Raw genomic sequence first — 21,938 nt, 5'->3', positions numbered from 1 at the left:
CGACCCGTTTCAAAATTTAAAAACCAATACCCATGCTATTTTTACTAATCAGAACAAACAGCACAGAAGATGAATGCAGACTGGACGGGGCAGAAGACACTTCCAGAACGCAGTATTTGACATTGAAAGGACCTATCAAAGCGGAAGCTTCTAGTGACTTGGAGCAAAATTAATCCGCGAAAGCGGTAAAGGAGAGAGACAAAGAAATGCCAAAATCGAATAACCTTTTTGTCGCTGCTATTGCGGCACTCGCCCTTAGCTCTCAACATGTGTTGGGTTGCACAGGCATCGTCCTCGACTCTGCTGACGGCGCGACCGTACCCGCCCGCACTATGGAGTTCAGCTTTGATATTCACTCGAACATTTTTGCTGTGCCGGCTGGCACAGAGATTGAAACCCTCGCACTGAACCCTGACAAAACCGGCTTCACCTTCGAAGCAAAGTACGGCTTTCTCGGTGCGAATGGGCTGGATATGCCAATCGTCTTTGATGGCTTAAACACCGAGGGGCTATATTTTGGCGCATTTTATTTTGCCGGGGATGCGGTTGTCCAAGAACTCACAGATGAAAATATTGGCCGCGCCGTATCGTCTGAAGAAATAGGCAATTGGATTCTGGGTCAGTTTTCAACCGTTGAGGAGGTCAAGGCAGCGCTCCCAACCATTGATGTCGTCGGAACATATGTGGCCGAGATCGACGGATTTGCTCCTTTTCACTATGCCGTCACTGATGCCTCCGGCGCGTCCATTGTCATAGAGTATACGGACAAGGGCCTGAGCATTTTCGATAACACTGTGAATGTGGTCACAAACAATCCAACCTATGATTGGCATCTTACCAACTTAAGAAACTATGTTGGTCTACAAAGCGAAAATCGTGGAAAAATGACAGTGGGCAGACAAAGTGTTACGCCTTTTGGCCAAGGCAGTGGTTTGCTGGGCATGCCGGGTGACCATTCATCCCCTGCGCGCTTTGTTCGCGCTGTGGCATTTGCAAACACGTCTCTACCCTCCGAAACAGTAGATGACGCCGTCTTTAAGGCGTTTCACATTCTGAATGCTTTTGACATTCCTAAAGGTTCGATACGTGAGGCCGACGGAAGCGCCGAATTCGCAGATTACACAATTTGGACTTCGGCTGCCGATACCAATAACGTGCGCTACTACTACAAGACATACCTCACTCAGAGTGTTGAGGTAATTGACGTGAAAAAGGCAATAGAAGCGATTGCTGAACCAACAACGCTGATCATGGAAAGCGGTTTTGTGGCCCGGGACAGAACCGGCGATTTCTGAGGCGCGGGGCCAAAAACCATGGTGATGGTTGGCGCGCCAACCATCACAAAAATCAGTACTGCAGCATTCAGAGAACTGATGGCTTTGCGTTCTGCAATACGGCAGCATGATGCTTGTAAATTCAATTTGACCGAATTTACCGCCCAGGTCGGCAACCTGAGTGTGAAAGTCTTATGGTCGTAGCTCAAGCTGAACAAAGCAATTTCTTCCCCTCAAATGCCAGCGCGGTCAAAAACAGATCAGCACCCGTGAGAGCAGCGTGGCCAGCCTGAAGATCCTACAAATAAATTTATGAGAATACGCAAAAATCTTCTCAAAGGCGAATAATCTGTTATTGTATGATGATCGTATTTAAATCGGGGAGCGCGCTATGAAGTATGGCCTTTCGCTGAGTATATTTGCAATTTTCTCAGCCTTAAACTCTGGTATCCTCTATGCCAGCGACACTGAAGAAGCAGCAATCAGTCAAGGTGCAGACAGACCAAATATTTTGGTGATATGGGGCGACGATATCGGCTGGTCGAACCTGTCTTCCTATAACCATGCAGTGATGGGGTATAGCACGCCCAATATTGATCGTATTGCCGAAGCTGGCATGATGTTTACGGATCATTATGCGCAGCCAAGTTGCACCGCGGGGCGGGCCGCTTTCATTACCGGCCAATATCCAATCCGGTCGGGAATGACCACCGTTGGTCAACCGGGATCACCGCTTGGCTTGCAGGTTGAATCGCCTTCATTGGCCGAACTGATGAAAGATCAGGGCTATCGCACCGGGCAGTTTGGAAAGAACCATCTGGGTGATCGAAATGTACACTTGCCCACGATGCATGGTTTCGATGAGTTCTTTGGCAACCTGTATCACTTGAACACGCAGGAAGAGTCTGAACAGCGAGATTATCAGCGATTTGGGGTCGAATTTTCAGGTGATATCGAAACTTATGAAGCACAATTCGGAACCCGTGGTGTTTTGCATTGCTTCGCGACTGACGTCATGGACGAAACAGAGGACCCACGCTTTGGCGTTGTGGGCAAGCAAAAGTGTGAAGACACAGGGCCGCTCACCCAAGAACGTATGAAAACGTTTGATGGCGAAGAGATGATTCCACGTGCCATCGAGTTCATGAACGCGTCCAAAGAAGCAGACGAACCCTTCTTTGTTTGGATGAACACAAGTCGTATGCACCTTTATACGCGACTGAGCGATGAATCGCGGTACCTTGCAGAGACATATACATTCGAAGGCGATTATCACGGATCTGGCATGATCGAGCATGACAACCAGATCGGTGATGTGCTCGACTTTTTGGATGAGTCAGGTTTGGCGAAAAACACGATCGTCTGGTACTCAACCGACAATGGTCCAGAACATTCTTCATGGCCCTACGGCGGAACGACACCTTTCCGTGGCGAAAAGATGACCACCTATGAAGGCGGTGTACGTGTTCCATCAATGATCCGGTGGCCGGGTGTGTTGCCTGAAGGTTCTGTCTTGAACGGCATGCAAGCGCACCAGGATATGTTCACAACATTGGCAGTGGCCGCTGGGGTCGAAGATCCTGCCGCACAAGTCATGGAGCAGAAAAATCAGTATATCGATGGTCTCAACAATCTACCCTACTGGCTGGGCGAGGAGGAGCGTTCAGCGCGCACACATATCTTCCATTACTACGAAAGCAAACTGACAGCTGTGCGGATGGGACCGTGGAAGTTCCATTTCTCGACAAAGGAAGATTACTACGCAAACGTAATCCCACGCACCGTTCCATTGGTATTCAACATCAGGTCAGACCCGTATGAAAGCTACGACACCTCAGACTCCTACGGTCACCTGATGCAGAAAGTATCCTGGCTGATCCAACCGATGGGTGTATTGATGGGCAAGCATTTGCAAACGTTGAGCGACTATCCACCAGTGCAAGGCGGATCGTCTTTCGACATGTCGAATGTTGTCGAAGAGTTTATCAACAAAGCCCAGCAGTAAAAGCGTACGACAATTCGCAAAACAGCAAGATGCCGCAAGTGCCAGGTGCGTTTGCGGCATCACTTTTTGCCCCAGTTGGTCTAGTGTCGAACATGCTTGTTTTCACGATCAAGGAGGCAGACCAAATGGTCATCCAAACAAATGCCGCTGCATTTCAAGACGCGCTGTCTACGCAGCTGAAGTTGAAACTCGCGACACTGGCCCGAGTTGGACGCGGCCTGAAAGGTTTAACGACTTGGTCGATTGCCGTAGCCTTTGTGTTAACTGCTGGCGCGTCTGTTTCTCCCAATCCCTCGATGGCATCAAGTTTGGGCCTCACCAATCCAGCAGCAGAACACTGCGTGTCGGAAGGCGGGTTCTACGGAATGCGCAATGATGACAATGGCAAAAGAGGTGTGTGTATTTTGGCAAATGGGGATGAGGTGGACGCTTGGGATTTCTTGCGAGACAAGGCGGAAAGAGATCGTGAACCGAACCAGGTGGGTATTGCGAACCCGGCGGTCTCGTTCTGTATTCTCAATCAGGGAGAATACGATTTAAAGACATCAATCTGCAGCTTGCCAGATGGAACAAAAGTAAACGCCTGGGAGTTCTACCGAGAAGCGCACGCGGCCTCTAACCAGATAGCGAACCCGGCTGCCACCTACTGTATCGAAATTGGTGGCAGCTATGAAATCCGCGACGGAGAAGTGGGACAATTTGGTGTTTGTCGCTTGCCAGATGGCACGGAGGTCGACGCGTGGACGTTGTACCGAGAGCACAACTAGGGTCCGCGCGTAAAATTGGCAAAATGCAAATGTCGCGTGTGAGCCCACGGTGACCTGACTGGTGCGTCATTCAGAGCGGGGGGGGGGGCGAACCAAATCGCATGCAGCCCACCACAGAAGAAGGCGTGAGTAGAAAATGTGGAGGCCAGCAAACAACCGGAAGACGATAGCCAGTTTTGGGTGACCGTCTTTTGTCATACTGGTTGGTAGAAGGAAAACACCAGGTAGACGGCTAACATTTGAATGTGCGTAGATAAAAACATGCCAGCATTCAGATGCGATGTGTTAAAAAGTTTTTAAGATAGCACTTTTTCACAAAATGGGAACGTAACAATGATCAGCATGAAAAGAAGGAGCTTTCTCACAGCCGCTCTTGCAGGTTCGACGGCAATCCTCGTGGCCTCTCGTGCACTGTCGCAAGTTAATTCTCTTTCGGAGATGGGCGGTGCAATCCTCAACTTTTCAGCGATCACGATCTTCACAGCAAGAGAGGTGATTACCCTAGATCCTGAAAATCCGTCAGCAGAGGCGATTGCAGTCGAAGACGGTCGTATCGTCGCGGCAGGTACAATGGATGAAGTTCAATCGCTTCTCGGCGACCTGTCGTATGACATCGACACGACCTTCGAAGATCACGTGATTGTTCCTGGTTTCATCGCCCAGCACGATCACCCTGTTCTGGCGGGGCTAACGATGTCCTCGTTGATCCTGTCCATAGAAGACTGGGATTTACCCACGGGGAAGTCCCAGGCCCTAAAGGATAAGGACGACTTCATGACACGTCTGGCTGCTGCCGAAGCGGAAATGGAAGATCCGACCGAACCCCTTCTTACATGGGGGTATCATGCAGCGTTCTACGGCCCTCTCACGCGTAGTGATCTCGACACGATCAGCGCAGATCGTCCCATATTTGCATGGGGCCGATCCTGCCACGAAATGGTTATCAACTCAGCCGCTATGCGAAAGGCTGGCGTCACCAAAGAACTGATGGAAACGTGGTCGACATCTGAGCAAATGCAATCCGACTACGAAACCGGGCATTTCTGGGAACAAGGCGCCTTTAAAGTTCTTCCAAATATCGCACCGATGATTGCGAACCCAGATAAACTCCGCAAGGGCCTGGGGATCATGCGCGACTTCATGCATGCCAAGGGCATAACGTATGGCAACGAGCCGGGTGGTATCTTGGCCAAGCCTGTCCAGGACGCGGTAAATGCCGTTATGTCATCGCCGTCCATGCCCTTCCGATGGTCCTTTACCCCTGATGGAAAAAGCCTGATCGCGCTCAGTGAAGATGATGACCAAGTCATCAAGGATACCGAGGCACTCAGGGACTGGTACGGCGGAATGACCAGTATGACGGAACGCACAGTCAAATTGTTCTCTGATGGCGCCATTTATTCATTGGCGATGCAGCTTCGCGACCCTGCAATCGGCGATTATAAAGGCGAATGGATGATGGATCAGGGTGATTTTGAACGCGCCTTCCGCATTTACTGGGACGCGGGCTATCAAATCCACATCCATGTGAACGGCGACGCAGGTTTGGACAGGGTTCTGAATACCCTGGAAGACAACATGCTGCGGAACCCCCGCTTCGATCATAGAACAGTGATCGTTCATTTTGCTGTCAGTGCACCAGATCAGGTTGACCGGATCAAACAGCTGGGTGCAATCGTAAGCGCCAACCCCTACTATGTGACTGCTCTTTCTGATCAATATGGCCGAACCGGGCTGGGCACTGATCGTGCGGATCAAATGGTCCGTTTGGGCGATGTCGAGATGGCGAATATTTCTTGGTCCTTGCACTCTGACATGCCAATGGCGCCCGGCGACCCCTTGTTCCTGATGTGGTGTGCCGTGAACCGGGTAACCAGCTCTGGTCGAGTAGCTGGACCGTTTCAACGCGTTTCAGCAGAACAAGCGCTGAAAGGCGTTACGATAAACGCTGCGTTTTCTCATAAAATTGAAGATCAGATTGGAAGCATCCAAACCGGAAAGTTGGCAAATTTCACTATTTTAGAGGAAAACCCGCTCACAATTGACCCAATGAAAATCAAAGACATCACGGTATGGGGAACAGTGCTAGAAGGGCGTTCGCAGAAAGTTGGCGAAGCCATTCAAGAGGATGCGATGCTCCCCGGCGTGAAAGAACAAAGTGAAAAAGAATTTGCTGAAAAGCTATTGAACCACGCATTTTCAGTGGTTCACGCCCATTTATGAATTTGATCAGCCCCACCCAAGTGGTCCAGTTTGATTGTTAGTGCATGATTGGCCTCTGGTCCATCGGGACGACGGTTTCCGGCGCCGGCGGGCTGTAGCCCAGAGCACTATGCGGTCGTTTGGTGTTGTAGTGTTTCCTCCATTGTTCGATCAGGATTTGAGCCTCGCGCAGGCTGTAGAAGACCTCACCGTTTAGAAACTCGTCGCGGAACCGGGCGTTGAAGCTTTCGCAGTATCCGTTCTCCCAGGGGCTGCCCGGCTGGATGTAGGCGGTCTTGGCGCCAACGGCTTTAATCCAGTCCTGAACCGCCTGAGCAATGAACTCTGGGCCGTTGTCAGAGCGGATATAGGAAGGCACACCGCGCAGGATGAACAGGTCGCTCAAGGCGTCGATCACATCGCCAGAGTTCAGCTTGCGCTTTACCCTGATTGCCAGACATTCCCGGCTGTGTTCGTCGAGGATGTTCAAAGTGCGGAACGCCTTCCCATCGTCGGTTCGATGATGCACGAAGTCATAAGACCAGACGTGATTGCGATGCTCGGGCCGGAGCCGAACGCATGATCCATCATTCAGCCAGAGCCGCCCTTTCTTCGGTTGTTTCATTGGCACTTTCAGCCCCTCACGTCGCCACAGACGCTCCACACGCTTGTCGTTGATTTGCCAGCCTCCATCTCTCAGCAATGCCGCGATCCGGCGGTAACCGTATCGGCCATACTGACGTGCCAGCTCACTCATATCCGCGACCAGTTTCTCTTCATCGGCTCGGCCCCGAGGCAACTTTCGTTGTGTAGATCGGTGTTGCTTCAGCACACGACAGGCTCGACGTTCAGAAATCCGGAACTGGCTTCGCACGTGATCGATACAAGTCCGGCGACGCGCGGGGCTTAGAAGTTTCCCTTCGCAGCTTCCGCCAAGATCAACTTGTCCAGAGTGAGGTCGGACACAGCCTTTCTCAGCCGTTCGTTCTCCTTCTGAAGGCGTTTTAGTTCCCTAAGTTGGTCGGTTCCCATCCCACCATATTGCTTGCGCCAGCGATAATAGGTCTGTTCGGTTATGCGAACCTCACGGATCGCATCAACCCGCGCCATTCCTTGCCCGACAAGCACCTCAACCTGCCGTAACTTCGTGACAATTTCCTCGGGCTTGTGTCGCTTATTTCCCATCGTGAATCCTCCGTTTTCTAAACATAGCGGCGGACCACTTCAGTGCGGGAGGATCATTCTCGCCAAGCGTCTGAAAAGACGACCAGTTTCAAATCCGTCTCGACTTGGGTGAAGGGCGGGTGGAAAGAGACGCGGGGCGTTCGGAGACCGATTTCGGTCAAATCGTTAGTCTCAGAAAGTCGGATGAATCAACTAAACCCCTTTGAACCAGAAAGAAAAGGCCCACGCGGGGGCCTCGTCTCGGGTTCGAAATTGGTTAATGGCGGAGAGACAGGGATTCGAACCCTGGAGACGGTTTCCCGCCTACACACTTTCCAGGCGTGCGCCTTCGACCACTCGGCCACCTCTCCGCATCAGAGCGTTGGTCAGTTGACCGCCTCTCTGTGGAGCGGTGTTTAGCTTCAACTGTTGGGGGGATGCAAGAGGCAAATTGCGGTTATTTTTGCTTTTCCCAACAAAAAAGGGCCACGCATTCGCGCGGCCCTTAATTACTTGCGGTTGAAGCGGTTTAGACCGCTGCGGCCGCTTTGGCTTGATCGCGGTCAGACAGCTCTTCTGCCACGAGGAACGCCAGCTCAAGCGATTGGCTCGCATTCAGACGAGGGTCACAGGCTGTGTGATAGCGTGCGGATAGATCTTCCTCGGTTACGGCTCGTACACCGCCAGTGCACTCTGTCACATCCTGACCGGTCATCTCGAAATGCACGCCGCCCGGAATGGTGCCCTCAGCTTTGTGAACTCCGAAGAACTCACGCACTTCGCATAGAACACTGTCAAACGGACGGGTTTTGTAGCCGGTTGCCGATTTGATGGTGTTGCCGTGCATTGGATCACAAGTCCAAAGCACATTGGCGCCCTCTTCCTGAACCGCTTTGACAAGGCGCGGCAGGTGATCCCCAACGCTGCCTGCGCCAAAGCGGGCAATCAATGTCAGACGACCTGCTTCGTTTTCCGGATTCAGCTTTTCCATCAACACTTTGAGGTCATCTGCGGTTGTGGTTGGACCACATTTCAAACCAATCGGGTTTTGAACGCCACGCGCAAATTCAACATGCGCCCCATCTGGCTGGCGAGTACGGTCGCCGATCCAGATCATGTGGCCAGACCCCGCGAGCCATTTACCAGAAGTCGAGTCCAGACGCGTCAGCGCTTCTTCATACTCCAGCAGCAGGGATTCATGGCTGGTGTAGAAGTCCACAGTCTGCAACGAGTGCAAACGATCAGAGGTCACGCCCGCCGCTTTCATGAAGTCCAACGTATCGCTGATCCGGTTGGCCATATCACGATACTTGGTGGCTTTCTCCCCCTCGGTGAACCCAAGAGTCCAGGAATGCACCTGATGCACATCCGCGTAACCACCAGTCGAGAACGCGCGCAGCAGGTTCAGCGTTGCGGCCGCTTGTGTATAGGCCTGCAACATCTTGTTTGGATTGGGAATTCGCGATTCAGGCGTGAAGTCCAACTCGTTGATGATGTCGCCGCGGTAACTAGGCAGCTCCACGCCATCCAAAGTTTCCGTTGGCGCAGAACGCGGCTTGGCAAATTGGCCGGCCATGCGACCGACTTTCACCACCGGTACCTTGGCGCCATAGGTCAGCACCATCGCCATTTGCAACATCACTTTGAATGTATCGCGAATGCCGTCTGCGCTGAACTGTTCAAAGCTCTCCGCACAGTCACCGCCCTGCAACAAAAAGGCCTCGCCGCGAGAAGCGGCACCAAGCTGAGCTTTCAGGCGACGCGCTTCGCCGGCAAAGACCAATGGCGGATAGCTGGCGAGCTTGGCTTCTACAGCCTTCAGCTCTGCGTCATCCGTATACTCAGGCATCTGAATCCGGGGCTTCGCGCGCCAGTCAGATTTTTGCCAGTCAGCCATTGTCTTTACTCCAATTAGACAAGTTAATGAGGCCTTATACAAAAGCTCTTGTCCCGGCGCCATAGATGAAATATCCGGCCTTGACGCGTTTGGTGAATGTTTCGTTTAATCGGTCAACTCGCTGCAACTCAAGATGCGCACCCCCTCTTGGAAAAGGAAACGATGTCAATGACTTCGGCACTCGCTTCTGATCAAAACGACGCGAAATCGCGGCGCTTTGTTTTTGTGCTTTTGGATAAGTTCACATTGCTGTCCTTTGCGTCAGCAATTGACTGCCTACGCTTGGCCAATCGGCACATGGGACGTGATCACTATTCCTGGATATTGGTCGGCGAAGGTGGCGACACGATAAGCTGTTCAACAAACACAACTTTTAAGCTGGATGACGATCTTGCCGAACTGCGCCGCGATGACACAATTGTGTTGTGTGGCGGAACGGACATTCAGCAGGCGACCACTAAGAAACTGCTGAACTGGTTGCGCAGGGAAGCGCGCAAGGGCCCACCTGTGATTGGGCTGTGCACCGCATCTTTCTGCATGGCCAAAGCGGGGCTTCTGGATGGCAAACGCGCGACGATTCACTGGGAGAATCAGGATAGCTTCGCCGAAGAGTTTGACGAGGTGGAGCTGTCCAAATCCGTTTTCACCATCGACACAAACCGAATGACCACTGCAGGCGGCACATCCTCGATCGATCTGTTTTTGAAGCTGATCGCTCAAGATTTGGGCGAGGACGTTGCCAACTGGGTGGCCGATCAACAAATCTACAGTTCGATCCGCACCGACCAAGACACACAACGCCTCTCTGTGCCCACGCGGATCGGTGTGCGACATCCAAAATTGTCCATGGTTATTCAGATGATGGAAGCCAATATTGAAGAACCGATCAGCCCGTCTTTGCTTGCAAAGGAAGTGGGAATGTCGACTCGTCAATTGGAACGCTTGTTTCGTCGTTACCTAAACCGCTCGCCCAAGCGATATTATATGGAGCTGCGCCTGCAAAAGGCACGTAACCTCCTGATGCAAACCGATATGAGCGTGATCAATGTAGCGCTGGCCTGCGGGTTCGCATCCCCCAGCCACTTCTCCAAATGCTACCGCGCGCATTACGAAACCACGCCCTATAGAGAACGTGGCAGCCAAAGTTCGCGCCTGTCTATCTAAGTCAAAAACGCGAAATGAACTTGGAAAACGTGGTGGTGTGTTCCACGTGAATGACCTGCTGCTGCGCGCCTTGGGTGTGCATCACGAGGTAAAGGTAAAGATAGTCACCTTCCTCGGTCCAATAGGCCAACATTTCCTGTCGAAAGCCGCTTTTGAGAGTCTCTGACTGGACTGTTGCTGAACCGACAAAAGGATCGGGAAAGGCTTCTGTAAGGGCCGAATTATACTCGGCTTTCTCCGCGTCACTCAAAACAACATCCGGCTGGATCATGTCAATGGCCTCGCCAATCTCCTTGTTCATGACCATTTCATTGAACAAAGCCAACGCCTGATTGAATTGAGTACGCAAGTTGGTCTGCGCCTGCACCGTTGCGTTTGTCGACAGTATGAAAGCGACGGAAAGAAGGCTACTCTTGATCATTGTGTGTCCACAGAAGATTGAAACAAATAGATTTCTTTCAACCTAGCCGCCGGGCGTCATTCGGTAAAGTATCCCTTTGTCTTCAGACAAAAACCAAATAGCGCCATTTGGTCCTTCGCGCACATCCCGCACCCGCCGCGTACTGTCCCCGCGCAATTGCTCGACTTCTTTTGGTGAAGACCCGGCCAGCCGGCTGATGTAGTCGAACTTCAAACTTCCCACAAAAAAATGCCCTTTCCACTGCGGCCACAGTTTGCCTGAGTAAATCATCAATCCTGACGGTGCGATTGAGGGATCCCAGTAGAACTTCGGTTGTTTCATGCCCGCTTTCGCGGTGCCTTCGCCTATCTTGAACCCGGAGTAGTGCGTACCGTAAGAAATCACCGGCCAGCCATAGTTAGCGCCCTTTTCAAGAAGATTGAGCTCGTCCCCGCCCTTCGCGCCATGCTCCACGACCCAGAGGCGGCCTGACAAGTCCAGAGCCAATCCCTGCGGGTTGCGGTGCCCGTAGCTCCAGATTTCCTGTTGAGCGCCGGACGTATTCACGAATGGATTGCCACTGAGCACTTCGCCGTCCTGTGTGATCCGGATAACCGACCCTTCATGCTGCGCTAGGTTTTGAGCGGCAGGTCGATCCCCACGTTCTCCTATGGTCACAAATAGAGTTCGGTCTTTGGCCTGCACAATCCGGCTGCCAAAGTGTCGCCCACCAGAACTGCCCGGAGCCATTTCAAAGATTTGTATTTGTTCGGAAAGCCTTTTCCCGTCTTCAGACAGCTGCGCGCGCATCACCGATGTGCCGGACCCGCCTGTTTGTTTCTTGGCATAGGACAGAAAGATGGTCCGAGATTGCGCGAAATCCCGCGCCACGATGACGTCAAGTAAGCCACCCTGCCCCTGAACGTGAATCGCTGGAAGGCCTTTGACGGTACTTCGCTTGCCGCTAGCGGTAACATGCAAAAGCTTGCCGCGTTTCTCCGTGATCAGCAGCTCTCCATTAGGTAGAAATGCAAACGCCCAGGGCCCCTTTAGGCGCTCAACAACCGGGGTAACGACAGCGGAACCTTGGGACGTCTGCAAATCTGCAAACGCTATCGAAACCGGCAAAGAAGCAAATAGAAACAATACAATAAGTCTTAGGCGAGTGTGCATATCAAAGCCTCTTTGCATCAGAAAAATCACTAGACTTACCCTCTCACATCTCGCCCTGAATTGATGTTCAAAAATCAGTCATCGACCTCTTTTCTTTTGAAATCACCCCGCATAGGCTCACGTTCGGAACAAGAAAAAAACCAATAGGGAGTTTCCAAATGAAAAAGCTGCTTTTGGCATCCGCCGCTGGCGCACTGCTGGCTGGCGCGGCATCCGCAGAAGAAATCAAGCTGGGTGTGATCCTCGGCTTCACCGGCCCAATTGAATCGCTGACCCCTTCCATGGCGGACGGCGCTGAGCTGGCCATGAAAGAAGTCTCTGACAGCGGCAAGCTGCTCGGCGGTGCAACCGTGACCTCAGTGCGCGCTGACTCCACCTGTATCGATGCAGCGGCGGCCTCCGCCGCAGCAGAGCGCCTGATCACAGCGGAAGGCGTAAAAGGCATCATGGGCGCGGACTGCTCCGGTGTGACCGGCGCGATCCTGAACAACGTGGCCGTCGCCAACGGCGTTGTGATGGTGTCCCCATCCGCAACCTCCCCGGGTCTGAGCCACGCAAACAATGAAGACAATGGCCTTTTCTTCCGCACCGCGCCATCTGATGCCCGTCAGGGTGTTGTGATGACCGAAGTGTTGATGGAAGAAGGCATCAAAGAAGTTGCGGTGACCTACACCAACAACGACTACGGAAAAGGTCTGGCAGACAGCTTCCAGGCGGCGTTTGAAGCGGCTGGTGGCTCTGTAACCATCAACGCCGCACACGAAGACGGCAAAGCCGACTATTCCGCAGAAGTTGGCGCTCTGGCAGCCGCAGGCGGCGATCGCCTAGTTGTGGCTGGCTACGTGGACCAGGGCGGCTCGGGCATCGTGCGCGCGGCCATCGACTCTGGCGCGTTTGACACCTTCCACTTCCCTGATGGCATGATCTCCGACAAGCTGCAGGAAAACTTTGGTGACGAAATCGAAGGTTCCACTGGCCAGCACCCTGGCACCGATAGCCCAGGTGCGGCGAAGTTTGGTGAGATCGTTGGCGATGCATTCGACGCGACTTCCCCGTTCACCCCAGAATCTTATGACGCGGCAGCGCTGATCCTGCTGGCGATGCAGGCGGCAGGCTCTTCCGATCCAGCGGCTTACAAAGACAAAGTCATGGATGTGGCAAACGCTCCGGGCGAGCAGATCTTCCCAGGTGAACTGGCCAAAGCGCTGGAAATCATCGCGGGCGGCGGCGACGTGGACTACGTTGGTGCAACCGCGGTTGAGCTGATCGGCGCAGGTGAGTCGGCCGGCAACTACCGTCAGATCGTGATTGAAGGTGGCGAGATTGCCACTGCCAAGTACCGCTAATCATTTGATGATTTGAGATCCAAAACAGCCCGGCTTGTCCGGGCTGTTTTTCAATATATAAGGCGCGGCACGAACTGCGCATGGGGGAAGTGCTATGATCGTCGTTGAGGACGTTCACAAACATTTTGGGGGGTTTCGCGCTGTTGAAGGAGCGAACCTGAAGATCGAACCGGGATCTATCACCGGCCTCATCGGGCCAAACGGCGCCGGTAAAACCACTCTTTTCAATGTGATCGCCGGAGTTCTGCCACCAACATCCGGGCGGGTGACGATGGACGGTGAAGACATCACCGGCCTGCCGCCGCATGAGCTCTTCCACAAAGGGCTGCTGCGGACGTTCCAGATCGCGCATGAGTTCAGCTCGATGAGCTGTCGCGAGAACCTGATGATGGTTCCTGGTGCACAATCGGGTGAGACTCTTTGGAACACCTGGTTTGGACGCAAGCGGATTGCGGATGAGGAACGCGCATTGCGGGCGAAAGCCGACGAAGTGCTTGAATTCCTTACGGTTGAGCATCTGGCAGACCACAAAGCCGGTCAGATTTCCGGTGGTCAAAAGAAACTTCTCGAGCTGGGACGCACCATGATGGTGGATGCCAAAATCGTCTTTCTGGACGAGGTTGGCGCCGGGGTGAACCGCACCCTGCTGAACACCATTGGTGATGCGATTCAACGGCTTAACAAAGAGCGCGGCTACACATTTGTGGTGATTGAGCATGACATGGATTTCATTGGGCGTTTGTGTGACCCAGTGATTTGTATGGCCGAAGGCAAAGTGCTCGCAGAAGGCACTTTGGATGAGATCAAAGCCAACGAACAAGTGATCGAGGCCTACCTCGGCACCGGGCTCAAAAACAAGGAACAGCTGAACGCATAAGGGCCAAAAGGCACGTCGGTATTGCGTCGGTATCGCGTCTGTATCGCGGAGGTGCAAAAATCGATCCCAAAATGCGTTTACAGCGGGGAGTGAGTGATGACGGGAAACCCGTATCAGAACGATCGCGGCAACAAGGACGCCACGATAGCCAACCCCAAAGGCGGAAGCGAAATGACGCCCGCCGTGGGGACCGGCAAAGAAATGAACACAACAGACGCCTTTCTGGTCGGCGACAGCATGACAGGCGGCTACGGCAAAGATGGGCCGGACATTTTGCATGACTGCACCATCGCCGTGAACCCGGGCGAGATTGCCGTGATTGTTGGCCCCAATGGCGCTGGCAAATCCACTGGCATGAAAGCCGTGTTTGGCATGTTGAACCTGCGCCAAGGCTCGGTGCGGCTGGATGGCGAAGACATTACCGCGCTGTCGCCACAGGCGCGCGTCGCCAAAGGCATGGGGTTTGTACCGCAGGTGAACAACATCTTCACCTCCATGACCGTGGAAGAGAACCTCGAAATGGGAGCCTTTATCCGCACCGATGATTTTTCGGACACGATGGAACAGGTCTATGGCCTCTTCCCCATCCTGAAGGAAAAGCGCAACCAGCCAGCCGGTGAACTTTCCGGTGGTCAGCGTCAACAGGTGGCCGTGGGCCGCGCGCTGATGACCCAGCCAAAGGTGCTGATGCTGGATGAGCCAACCGCAGGCGTGTCCCCCATCGTGATGGACGAACTGTTTGACCGGATTATTGAGGTCAGCCGCACCGGCATTCCAATTCTGATGGTCGAGCAAAACGCCCGTCAGGCGCTGGAAATTGCCGACAAGGGCTATGTGCTGGTTCAGGGGCGCAATGCCTATACCGGTACCGGCAAAGACCTGCTCGCGGATGAAGAAGTCCGCAAATCGTTCTTGGGGGGCTGAGGCACATGGACTTTCTCAACGCCCTTGTGGCGCTTTCTAACTTTGTCATCATCCCCGCGATTGCCTATGGCAGCCAGCTGGCGCTTGGCGCGCTGGGGGTTACACTGATCTACGGCATCTTGCGGTTCTCCAACTTTGCCCATGGCGATACCATGGCCTTTGGCGCGATGATTGGCGTTCTGGTCACCTGGTTCCTGCAGTCGATGGGCGTGAGCTTTGGTCCGCTGCCAACGGCTCTGCTGGCCCTGCCCTTTGCCATTTTGGGCACCATGGCACTGGTATTGATTACTGACCGCGTGGTCTATCGCTTCTATCGTGAGCAAAAAGCCAAGCCGGTGATCCTTGTAATCGTGTCGATGGGCGTGATGTTCATCATGAACGGTCTGGTGCGGTTTATCATTGGGCCAAACGATCAGAAGTTTGCCGACGGCGAGCGCTTCATCATTTCGGTGCGGGAATTCAAAGCCCTGACCGGCCTGAAAGAAGGTCTCGCAATCAAGACCACCCAAGGCATCACCGTTGTGGTGGCAATCATTGCCGTGGCCCTGCTGTTCTGGTTCCTGAACCGCACCCGCACCGGCAAGTCGATGCGCGCCTATTCCGACAACGAAGATTTGGCGCTGCTGTCGGGCATCAACCCGGAGCGCGTGGTGATGTACACGTGGCTGATTGTGGCTGCGCTCGCGACCACCGCCGGTGTACTTTACGGTCTGGATAAATCCTTCAAACCCTTTGTCTACTTCCAGCTGCTGTTGCCGATCTTTGCGTCGGCGATTGTTGGTGGTCTTGGCAGCCCGCTGGGCGCCATTGCCGGTGGGTTTGTGATTGCCTTCTCAGAAGTCACCATCACTTACGCCTGGAAAAAAGTGCTGAAATACATGCTGCCGGAGAGCCTGGAACCTTCCAGCCTCGTGCAGCTTTTGAGCACAGACTACAAATTTGCCGTCAGCTTCGTGATCCTAATTGTGGTCCTGCTGTTTAAGCCGACCGGTCTGTTCAAGGGGAAATCGGTATGATCTGGGGTATTCTCGCATCTTTGGCGGTGCCAATTTTAGGGGTGTTCGCGGCAGGAAGTGTTGGGTTCGTCACAGCTATCGTGGAAGTGGCACTGGCTTGGACATATTGGCACGGCGCCCGCACCAAAAATGAGGCTCTGACCAACTTTGCACTATTCGGGATAGTCGCAGTGCTAATCTTGGCGACTGGTTTCTCTCAAAGTTGGAACGTGGCTGTGCTCATTCTCAACATGGGTTTGATCTCTGCCATCATGGCCTTGGGTGTGAACCTGCAGTGGGGCTTTGCCGGGCTGTTTAACGTGGGTGTCATGGGCTTTGTTTCTCTGGGTGGTCTGGCCGTGGTGCTGACCTCTGCGGCGCCTGTTGAAGGGGCGTGGAGCGCGGGTGGATGGCGCATTGTGATTGCACTGCTGGCCGGAGCGGGCACGATTGTCGCCACGGTGATGGTGCGACAGCGCATGGCCGCAGGCCGCGCGCGTAACATTGCCACAATAGCCATTCTGGTTGTGGGCTTCTTCCTGTATCGCGGTATCTTTGATCCCGGTGTGGCCGCTGTCGAAGCCATCAATCCGGCGCTGCAAGGTAACCTGGGTGGCCTGAACCTACCGGTGCTTCTGGCCTGGCCTATGGGGGGCCTGTTGGCCGCTGGCGTGGCCTGGTTGATTGGTAAGACAGCGCTGGGTCTGCGCTCGGATTATCTGGCGATTGCGACCCTGGGTATTGCCGAGATCATCATTGCGGTGATGAAAAACGAAGACTGGCTGGCGCGCGGCGTGAAAAACGTTGTGGGTCTGGACCGTCCAGTGCCGTATGAGATCGACCTGCAGAACTCGTCTACGTTCATCAACCGGGCCGAAGGACTTGGCATGGATGTGGCGACAGCCTCGTCGCTTTTTGTGAAGCTCAACTACTCGATCCTGTTTGCGGTGGTTCTGGCGATCATCTTTGTGATGGCACAGCTTGCGTTGAAGAGCCCCTGGGGCCGGATGATGCGTGCGATCCGCGACAATGAAGTGGCGGCTGAGGCCATGGGAAAAGACGTGACCAACCGTCACTTGCAGATCTTTGTGATTGGCTCCGCGGTGTGTGGCATTGCCGGTGCGATGATGACCACGCTGGACGGGCAGCTGACGCCGGGCACCTATAACCCGCTGCGCTATACCTTCCTGATCTGGGTGATGGTGATTGTTGGTGGCTCTGGCAACAACCTTGGCGCTGTGCTGGGCGGGTTCCTGATCTGGTTCCTTTGGGTTCAGGTAGAGCCGATGGGCCTGTGGCTGATGGAAGTGATCACCTCGGGCATGGCTGAGGACAGCGGTCTTAAGAAACACCTGATCGACAGTGCGGCGCATATGCGGCTGTTGACCATGGGGGTGATCCTGCTGCTGGTACTGAGGTTCAGTCCACGAGGATTGATCCCGGAGAAGTAAAAAGAAAGGCGCCCCAGTGGGGCGCCTTTTACTTTCGGCGAAAGTATTTTTGCAGAGAGAAGATTGGGCTTAGCGTCCTTTGAACAGACCGCCCAGCACGCCACGCACGATGCGGCGGCCCGTGGTGCCAGAGAGTTCTTTCATCACCATTTTGGTCATCGCCTCACCAAAGGTGTCATCCGCACGCACCCGCAGTGTTCTGGCAGAAGAACGGCGCACGCGGGAGCCGGAATAGCGCCGCGCAGCGGTGAATTCACGCTCCATGGGCGCCATATCTTCTTCGCGGGCTTCCAGTTGTTCGGCTTCTTGCGCGGCCGCTTTGGCGCGGGCGGTTAGGATTTCATAGGCAGACCGGCGGTCAACCGGCGTGTCGTACTTCCCAGCCAGCGAAGAGTTGGCAAGCACCGCTTTTCGGTCGGCAGGTGACAGCGGGCCAAGCTGTGACGACGGCGGGCGGATCAGGGTGCGCTCGACAATGCCCGGAACGCCCTTCTTCATCAACATCGAGGTGACCGCTTCCCCGACCCCGACTTCGCGGATCGCCTCTTCGGTCACAAAACGTGGATTAGGACGATAGGTCTCTGCCGCCAGGCGCAGGGCTTTTTTGTCGCGTGCCGTGAAGGCGCGCAGAGCGTGTTGGACGCGGTTGCCCAATTGGCCGAGGATGTCTTCGGGGATGTCATCGGGGTTCTGTGTCACAAAGTAGACGCCGACGCCTTTGGAGCGGATCAGGCGGGCGACTTGCTCCACTTTGTCGATAAGCGCCTTGGGAGCGCCATCAAATAACAAATGTGCCTCGTCAAAGAAGAATACCAGTTTGGGTTTGTCCGGGTCGCCCACTTCTGGAAGGTTTTCGAACAACTCTGAGAGGAGCCATAGAAGAAAGGTGGCGTAGAGCCGTGGCGAGCCCATAAGCTTGTCGGCTGCCAGAATGTTGATGTAACCGCGCCCGTCTGGTGCGGTGCGCATCAAGTCGTCCAACTCGAGCGCAGGTTCCCCAAAGAGCTTGGCGGCACCCTCGTTTTCTAGCACCAACAGACGGCGCTGAATGGCGCCGATGGAGTTGACGGAGATGTTGCCATAGCGCAGCGCCAGCTCGGTACGGTTTTCCCCGACCCAAACCAGCAATGCCTGTAGGTCTTTAAGGTCTAAGAGCGGCATTCCTTGTTCATCTGCCAAGCGGAAAGCGATGTTGAGGATGCCTTCTTGCGCCTCGCTGAGCTCCATCAAGCGCGCCAACAACAAAGGCCCTATTTCGGCGACCGTTGTGCGCACCGGATGGCCGTGATCACCGAACAGGTCCCAGAAAGTGACCGGAAAAGCCTCATAGCCGTAGTCCGCAAATCCGATCTTTTCCGCGCGGGATGTGAAGGCGTCGTGTAGCTTGAAATCGGCGCTTCCGGCCGCAGCGAGACCGGATAGGTCCCCTTTCACATCCGACAGAAAGACCGGCACGCCCGCAGCGGCAAAACCTTCGGCGAGAATCTGAAGCGTCACGGTCTTACCGGTGCCCGTGGCCCCCGCAATCAGCCCGTGTCGGTTGGCATATTTTAACGTCAGACCCTGCTTTTCCGCATAGTCCGCGCCACCGCCGCCCAAAAAAATCTTACCGTCCATCAGTCGATTACCCCTAAAGACCCTTATTTTTAACGCCCAAAAACGTGCGTCACATACATTGTTAACCTTTATATGGCAGTTTCGAAACTGTTCTGGAACAGCCCAAACGGGTTTGGAACGGAACTCCTCCCTGTTGAGACTGGCCGCACTTTATGTGCGGCCTTTTTTTTGAGCAAAATCAGCGCAGAAACTTCTGTTTTTGCTGTTGACCGGAGCCCGATTTCTTCGTAGCGTTTTGGCAATGAATAAGTCGGCCAGTCCGACGGGGAGTGAAAAATTTGGAAAAGGGCCTTTTCGTAAGGCCCTTTTCTTTTTAGAGCGTGCCTCTCGCTCCTATCTTTTTGCTCCGAGCGGAACTCGCAAAATTGCCAGCCGGTATCAGCAAATTTCTGCTAGGATGCGATGGGTTTTAGTCAACCAAATCCTGACAAAGCCACTTGGTCATGATAAGCGGGCAAAAAGACATCCAAAGGACTAAGACAGACATGCGAACCTTCCCTATCTTTGCGACAGCCGTTTCCTTGGGTTTGATGGCTGGCCCTGCTCTGACACAGGGGGTTCCTTCCCTGGCAGACGGGTCCTTGGCCATGGGGGAAGCGGTGAGTGAAGCGGCGCAGCCTGTCTCGCCCGCGCAGCTGGAAGAGAATGTGTCGTCTGAGATCATTGGAGACTGGGACCTGCAATGTGCAACCACTGGCCCGGAGCCTCACCCGTGCCGCATGTATCAACTTATGCGCGACGACACCGGCAACCCGGTGTCCGAAGTCACGCTGTTCTCTTTGCCCGTTGCCGAGGGCGAGGCGGTTGCTGGGGCAACCGTGATTGTGCCACTTGAAACCTTGTTGACTGCACAGCTGACCATGTCAGTGGACGGCAAAACCACGCGACGGTATCCGTTTGCCTTCTGCAACCAACTGGGCTGCATCGCGCGAATAGGTCTGAGCGCTGAAGACATTGCCAACTTCAAAAGTGGCAACAAGGCTGTGCTGAGCATAGTGCCTGCGCTGGCACCAACACAGTCGGTGAACGTGAACATGTCGCTGAAAGGGTTCACCAAAGCGTTTGAGAAAGCCGAAAACAACGGCCAGTAGTTTGACGTGAATTTCAGAAAGTGGGCCGCCTTCGAGGGCGGCCTTTTTGTTTGAAACGTCAGACCCTGCGCAGGGCCAACACGGCGTTGAGGCCGCCGAAGGCAAAGGCATTGGACAGGGCCACATCAATGGTGGCCTCGCGTGCCTCATTCGGCACCACATCCAAAGCACATTCCGGATCCGCCTCTTCATAGCCAATCGTGGGCGCGATCACACCGTCTCGCAGGGCCATAATGCAGGCTAGAAGCTCGACGGCCCCAGTGCCGCCAATCAAGTGCCCATGCATCGACTTTGTCGAGGAGATCAACAGCCGATCCGCATGAGGACCAAAAACATCCGCCACCGCGCTGCATTCAGTTTTGTCATTTGCCGCAGTGCCGGTGCCGTGGGCGTTGATGTAGCCCACCTCCTCACGGTTGACGCCCGCATCCTCTAGCGCACCGGCAATCGCGCGCGACGCGCCTTGGCGAGATGGCATCACAATGTCGGCCGCATCCGAGGTCATGGCAAAACCAATCACCTCTGCCAGAATGTCTGCGCCGCGGGCTTTGGCATGGTCCATCTCTTCAAACACAAACACACCGGCGCCCTCGCCCTGCACCATCCCGTTGCGGGTGGCGGAGAACGGGCGACAGGCATCCTTGGACATCACTCGCAGGCCTTCCCAGGCCTTGACGCCGCCAAAGCACAGCATGGACTCAGTGCCACCAGTGATCATCACCGGAGCCATGCCGGAGCGCACCATCTGAAAGGCCTGCGCCATCGCGTGGTTGGAACTGGCACAGGCAGAGGCCACAGTGAAACTTGGGCCCTTGAGATTGAACTCCATGCTGATGTGGCTTGCGGCGGCATTGTTCATCAGCTTGGGCACCACAAAAGGATGCACGCGGTTTTTGCCGTCCTCGTAAACTGTGCGGTAGTTCTCATCCAGCGTCTGCATACCACCGCCAGAATTGCCCATGACCACGCCGGATTTCGCTGACAGCGCTCCGGAAAATTCCAAACCCGATTGGTCCAGTGCTTCGCGGGCGGCGATCAACGCAAACTGAGTGAAGCGGTCATAGAGCGCCATTTGCTGACGGTTGAAGATTACATCGGAGGCAAAACCCCGGACCTGAGCGCCGATTTGAACTGCAAGCCGCTCCACATCACGCATCTCAAGCGGCCCAATACCACAATGCCCTTCGCGCATGGCCTCTAGGGTTTGAGACACGTTGTGACCCAGAGCGTTGATTGTGCCCGCCCCTGTGATAACGACCCGTTTCATAGTTCTTGCCCTATAAAATCAAAGAACTGCTGGCTACGCAGCCGGTGCCTCGGCGACCAGCTTTTCGATCCCTGCGATGATTGTCGCCACAGAGGAGATGTCAAATTCGCTGTTTTCCGGCTCATTGGCATTGAACGGGATCGAAATGTCGAATTCTTCCTCGATGGCAAAAATGCTCTCAACCAAACCAAGGCTGTCAATGCCCAGATCTTCCAAGGTGCTGTCCATGGTCACATCTGATGGTTCCAGCACGGCCTGCTCTGCCACAATTGCAATGACACGGTCTTTGACACTCATAGTCTCATCCTTTGATCGGCTTTGCCC

At 54.3% G+C, this 21,938-nt stretch carries 18 protein-coding genes and 1 tRNA gene; 11 read left to right on the top strand and 8 right to left on the bottom strand.

Features of this window, described 5'->3' with window-relative positions; genetic code table 11:
• The first annotated feature begins 206 nt into the window (after positions 1–206).
• The 4 genes from SIB38_RS13190 (at position 207) to SIB38_RS13175 (ending at position 6,269) form a co-directional block, all read left to right on the top strand.
• Positions 207–1,295 (top strand): choloylglycine hydrolase family protein, encoded by a 1,089-nt coding sequence (locus tag SIB38_RS13190; RefSeq protein ID WP_294119214.1) that lies wholly within the window; start codon positions 207–209, stop codon positions 1,293–1,295.
• A 370-nt stretch (positions 1,296–1,665) separates the two neighbouring features.
• Positions 1,666–3,279: an arylsulfatase gene (locus SIB38_RS13185; protein ID WP_294119212.1), complete on the top strand. Its 1,614-nt coding sequence runs from the start codon at positions 1,666–1,668 to the stop codon at positions 3,277–3,279.
• A gap of 92 nt (positions 3,280–3,371) precedes the next feature.
• Positions 3,372–4,046: a DUF333 domain-containing protein gene (locus SIB38_RS13180; protein WP_294119211.1), complete on the top strand. Its 675-nt coding sequence runs from the start codon at positions 3,372–3,374 to the stop codon at positions 4,044–4,046.
• 333 nt (positions 4,047–4,379) lie between these two features.
• Positions 4,380–6,269 carry an amidohydrolase gene (locus tag SIB38_RS13175; protein ID WP_412550336.1) on the top strand — a complete coding sequence of 630 codons (1,890 nt, stop codon included), beginning with the start codon at positions 4,380–4,382 and terminating at the stop codon, positions 6,267–6,269.
• 37 nt (positions 6,270–6,306) lie between these two features.
• Here the strand turns inward: SIB38_RS13175 and SIB38_RS13170 are convergent.
• The 3 genes from SIB38_RS13170 to SIB38_RS13160 form a co-directional block, all read right to left on the bottom strand.
• Positions 6,307–7,433, bottom strand: a protein-coding gene (locus SIB38_RS13170) for an IS3 family transposase (RefSeq protein ID WP_412550335.1) whose coding sequence is annotated in 2 segments (ribosomal slippage) — positions 6,307–7,169 and positions 7,169–7,433 — 1,128 coding nt in all. Because the reading frame shifts where the segments join, the coding sequence is not laid out codon by codon here.
• A gap of 260 nt (positions 7,434–7,693) precedes the next feature.
• Positions 7,694–7,783: transfer RNA gene (locus SIB38_RS13165), tRNA-Ser, on the bottom strand.
• A gap of 158 nt (positions 7,784–7,941) precedes the next feature.
• Positions 7,942–9,309 (bottom strand): class II 3-deoxy-7-phosphoheptulonate synthase, encoded by a 1,368-nt coding sequence (locus tag SIB38_RS13160; RefSeq protein WP_294118821.1) that lies wholly within the window; start codon positions 9,307–9,309, stop codon positions 7,942–7,944.
• A gap of 168 nt (positions 9,310–9,477) precedes the next feature.
• Here SIB38_RS13160 and SIB38_RS13155 point away from each other — a divergent pair, with 168 nt between their 5' ends.
• Entirely contained in the window at positions 9,478–10,473 is a 996-nt protein-coding gene (locus tag SIB38_RS13155; RefSeq protein WP_412550334.1) for a GlxA family transcriptional regulator, read from the top strand.
• Position 10,474: 1 nt separating this feature from the next.
• On the opposite strand, the gene SIB38_RS13150 is transcribed toward SIB38_RS13155, so the two are convergent.
• Complete coding sequence (locus SIB38_RS13150; protein WP_412550333.1) at positions 10,475–10,894, bottom strand: hypothetical protein; 420 nt, start codon at positions 10,892–10,894, stop codon at positions 10,475–10,477.
• 42 nt (positions 10,895–10,936) lie between these two features.
• On the bottom strand, positions 10,937–12,064 hold the full coding sequence (locus SIB38_RS13145; protein WP_412552043.1) for a PQQ-dependent sugar dehydrogenase: 1,128 nt from the start codon (positions 12,062–12,064) through the stop codon (positions 10,937–10,939).
• Between the two features lie 140 nt (positions 12,065–12,204).
• On the opposite strand from SIB38_RS13145, the gene SIB38_RS13140 reads away from it, so the two are divergent.
• The 5 genes from SIB38_RS13140 to SIB38_RS13120 all read left to right on the top strand — a co-directional run bounded on the left by SIB38_RS13140 (position 12,205) and on the right by SIB38_RS13120 (position 17,639).
• The gene (locus tag SIB38_RS13140; protein WP_294118816.1) at positions 12,205–13,392 is read left to right on the top strand and encodes an ABC transporter substrate-binding protein; all 1,188 of its coding nucleotides are present in this window, start codon (positions 12,205–12,207) and stop codon (positions 13,390–13,392) included.
• Positions 13,393–13,486: 94 nt separating this feature from the next.
• Positions 13,487–14,269 carry an ABC transporter ATP-binding protein gene (locus tag SIB38_RS13135; protein ID WP_294118814.1) on the top strand — a complete coding sequence of 261 codons (783 nt, stop codon included), beginning with the start codon at positions 13,487–13,489 and terminating at the stop codon, positions 14,267–14,269.
• A gap of 96 nt (positions 14,270–14,365) precedes the next feature.
• On the top strand, positions 14,366–15,193 hold the full coding sequence (locus tag SIB38_RS13130; protein ID WP_294118813.1) for an ABC transporter ATP-binding protein: 828 nt from the start codon (positions 14,366–14,368) through the stop codon (positions 15,191–15,193).
• 5 nt (positions 15,194–15,198) lie between these two features.
• Positions 15,199–16,209, top strand: a complete 1,011-nt coding sequence (locus SIB38_RS13125) for a branched-chain amino acid ABC transporter permease (RefSeq protein WP_294118812.1) — start codon at positions 15,199–15,201, stop codon at positions 16,207–16,209.
• Positions 16,206–17,639 (top strand): branched-chain amino acid ABC transporter permease, encoded by a 1,434-nt coding sequence (locus tag SIB38_RS13120; RefSeq protein WP_412550332.1) that lies wholly within the window; start codon positions 16,206–16,208, stop codon positions 17,637–17,639. The genes SIB38_RS13125 and SIB38_RS13120 overlap by 4 nt, the downstream gene beginning before the upstream one ends.
• Positions 17,640–17,708: 69 nt before the next feature.
• On the opposite strand, the gene SIB38_RS13115 is transcribed toward SIB38_RS13120, so the two are convergent.
• Positions 17,709–19,256: a helicase HerA-like domain-containing protein gene (locus SIB38_RS13115; protein ID WP_412550331.1), complete on the bottom strand. Its 1,548-nt coding sequence runs from the start codon at positions 19,254–19,256 to the stop codon at positions 17,709–17,711.
• A gap of 530 nt (positions 19,257–19,786) precedes the next feature.
• Here SIB38_RS13115 and SIB38_RS13110 point away from each other — a divergent pair.
• Positions 19,787–20,347, top strand: a complete 561-nt coding sequence (locus tag SIB38_RS13110) for an invasion associated locus B family protein (protein ID WP_294118809.1) — start codon at positions 19,787–19,789, stop codon at positions 20,345–20,347.
• Positions 20,348–20,405: 58 nt separating this feature from the next.
• Here the strand turns inward: SIB38_RS13110 and SIB38_RS13105 are convergent, their stop codons facing one another.
• Together SIB38_RS13105 and SIB38_RS13100 are read right to left on the bottom strand one after the other, a co-directional pair.
• Entirely contained in the window at positions 20,406–21,614 is a 1,209-nt protein-coding gene (locus SIB38_RS13105; RefSeq protein ID WP_294118808.1) for a beta-ketoacyl-[acyl-carrier-protein] synthase family protein, read from the bottom strand.
• 33 nt (positions 21,615–21,647) lie between these two features.
• Complete coding sequence (locus SIB38_RS13100) at positions 21,648–21,911, bottom strand: acyl carrier protein (protein WP_294118807.1); 264 nt, start codon at positions 21,909–21,911, stop codon at positions 21,648–21,650.
• Positions 21,912–21,938 lie beyond the last annotated feature (27 nt).

The organism is Shimia sp. MIT910701 (assembly GCF_047126315.1).
In the GTDB taxonomy this organism is placed as follows: Bacteria; Pseudomonadota; Alphaproteobacteria; order Rhodobacterales; family Rhodobacteraceae; genus Shimia.
This window is presented reverse-complemented; position numbering and strand designations above follow the sequence as displayed.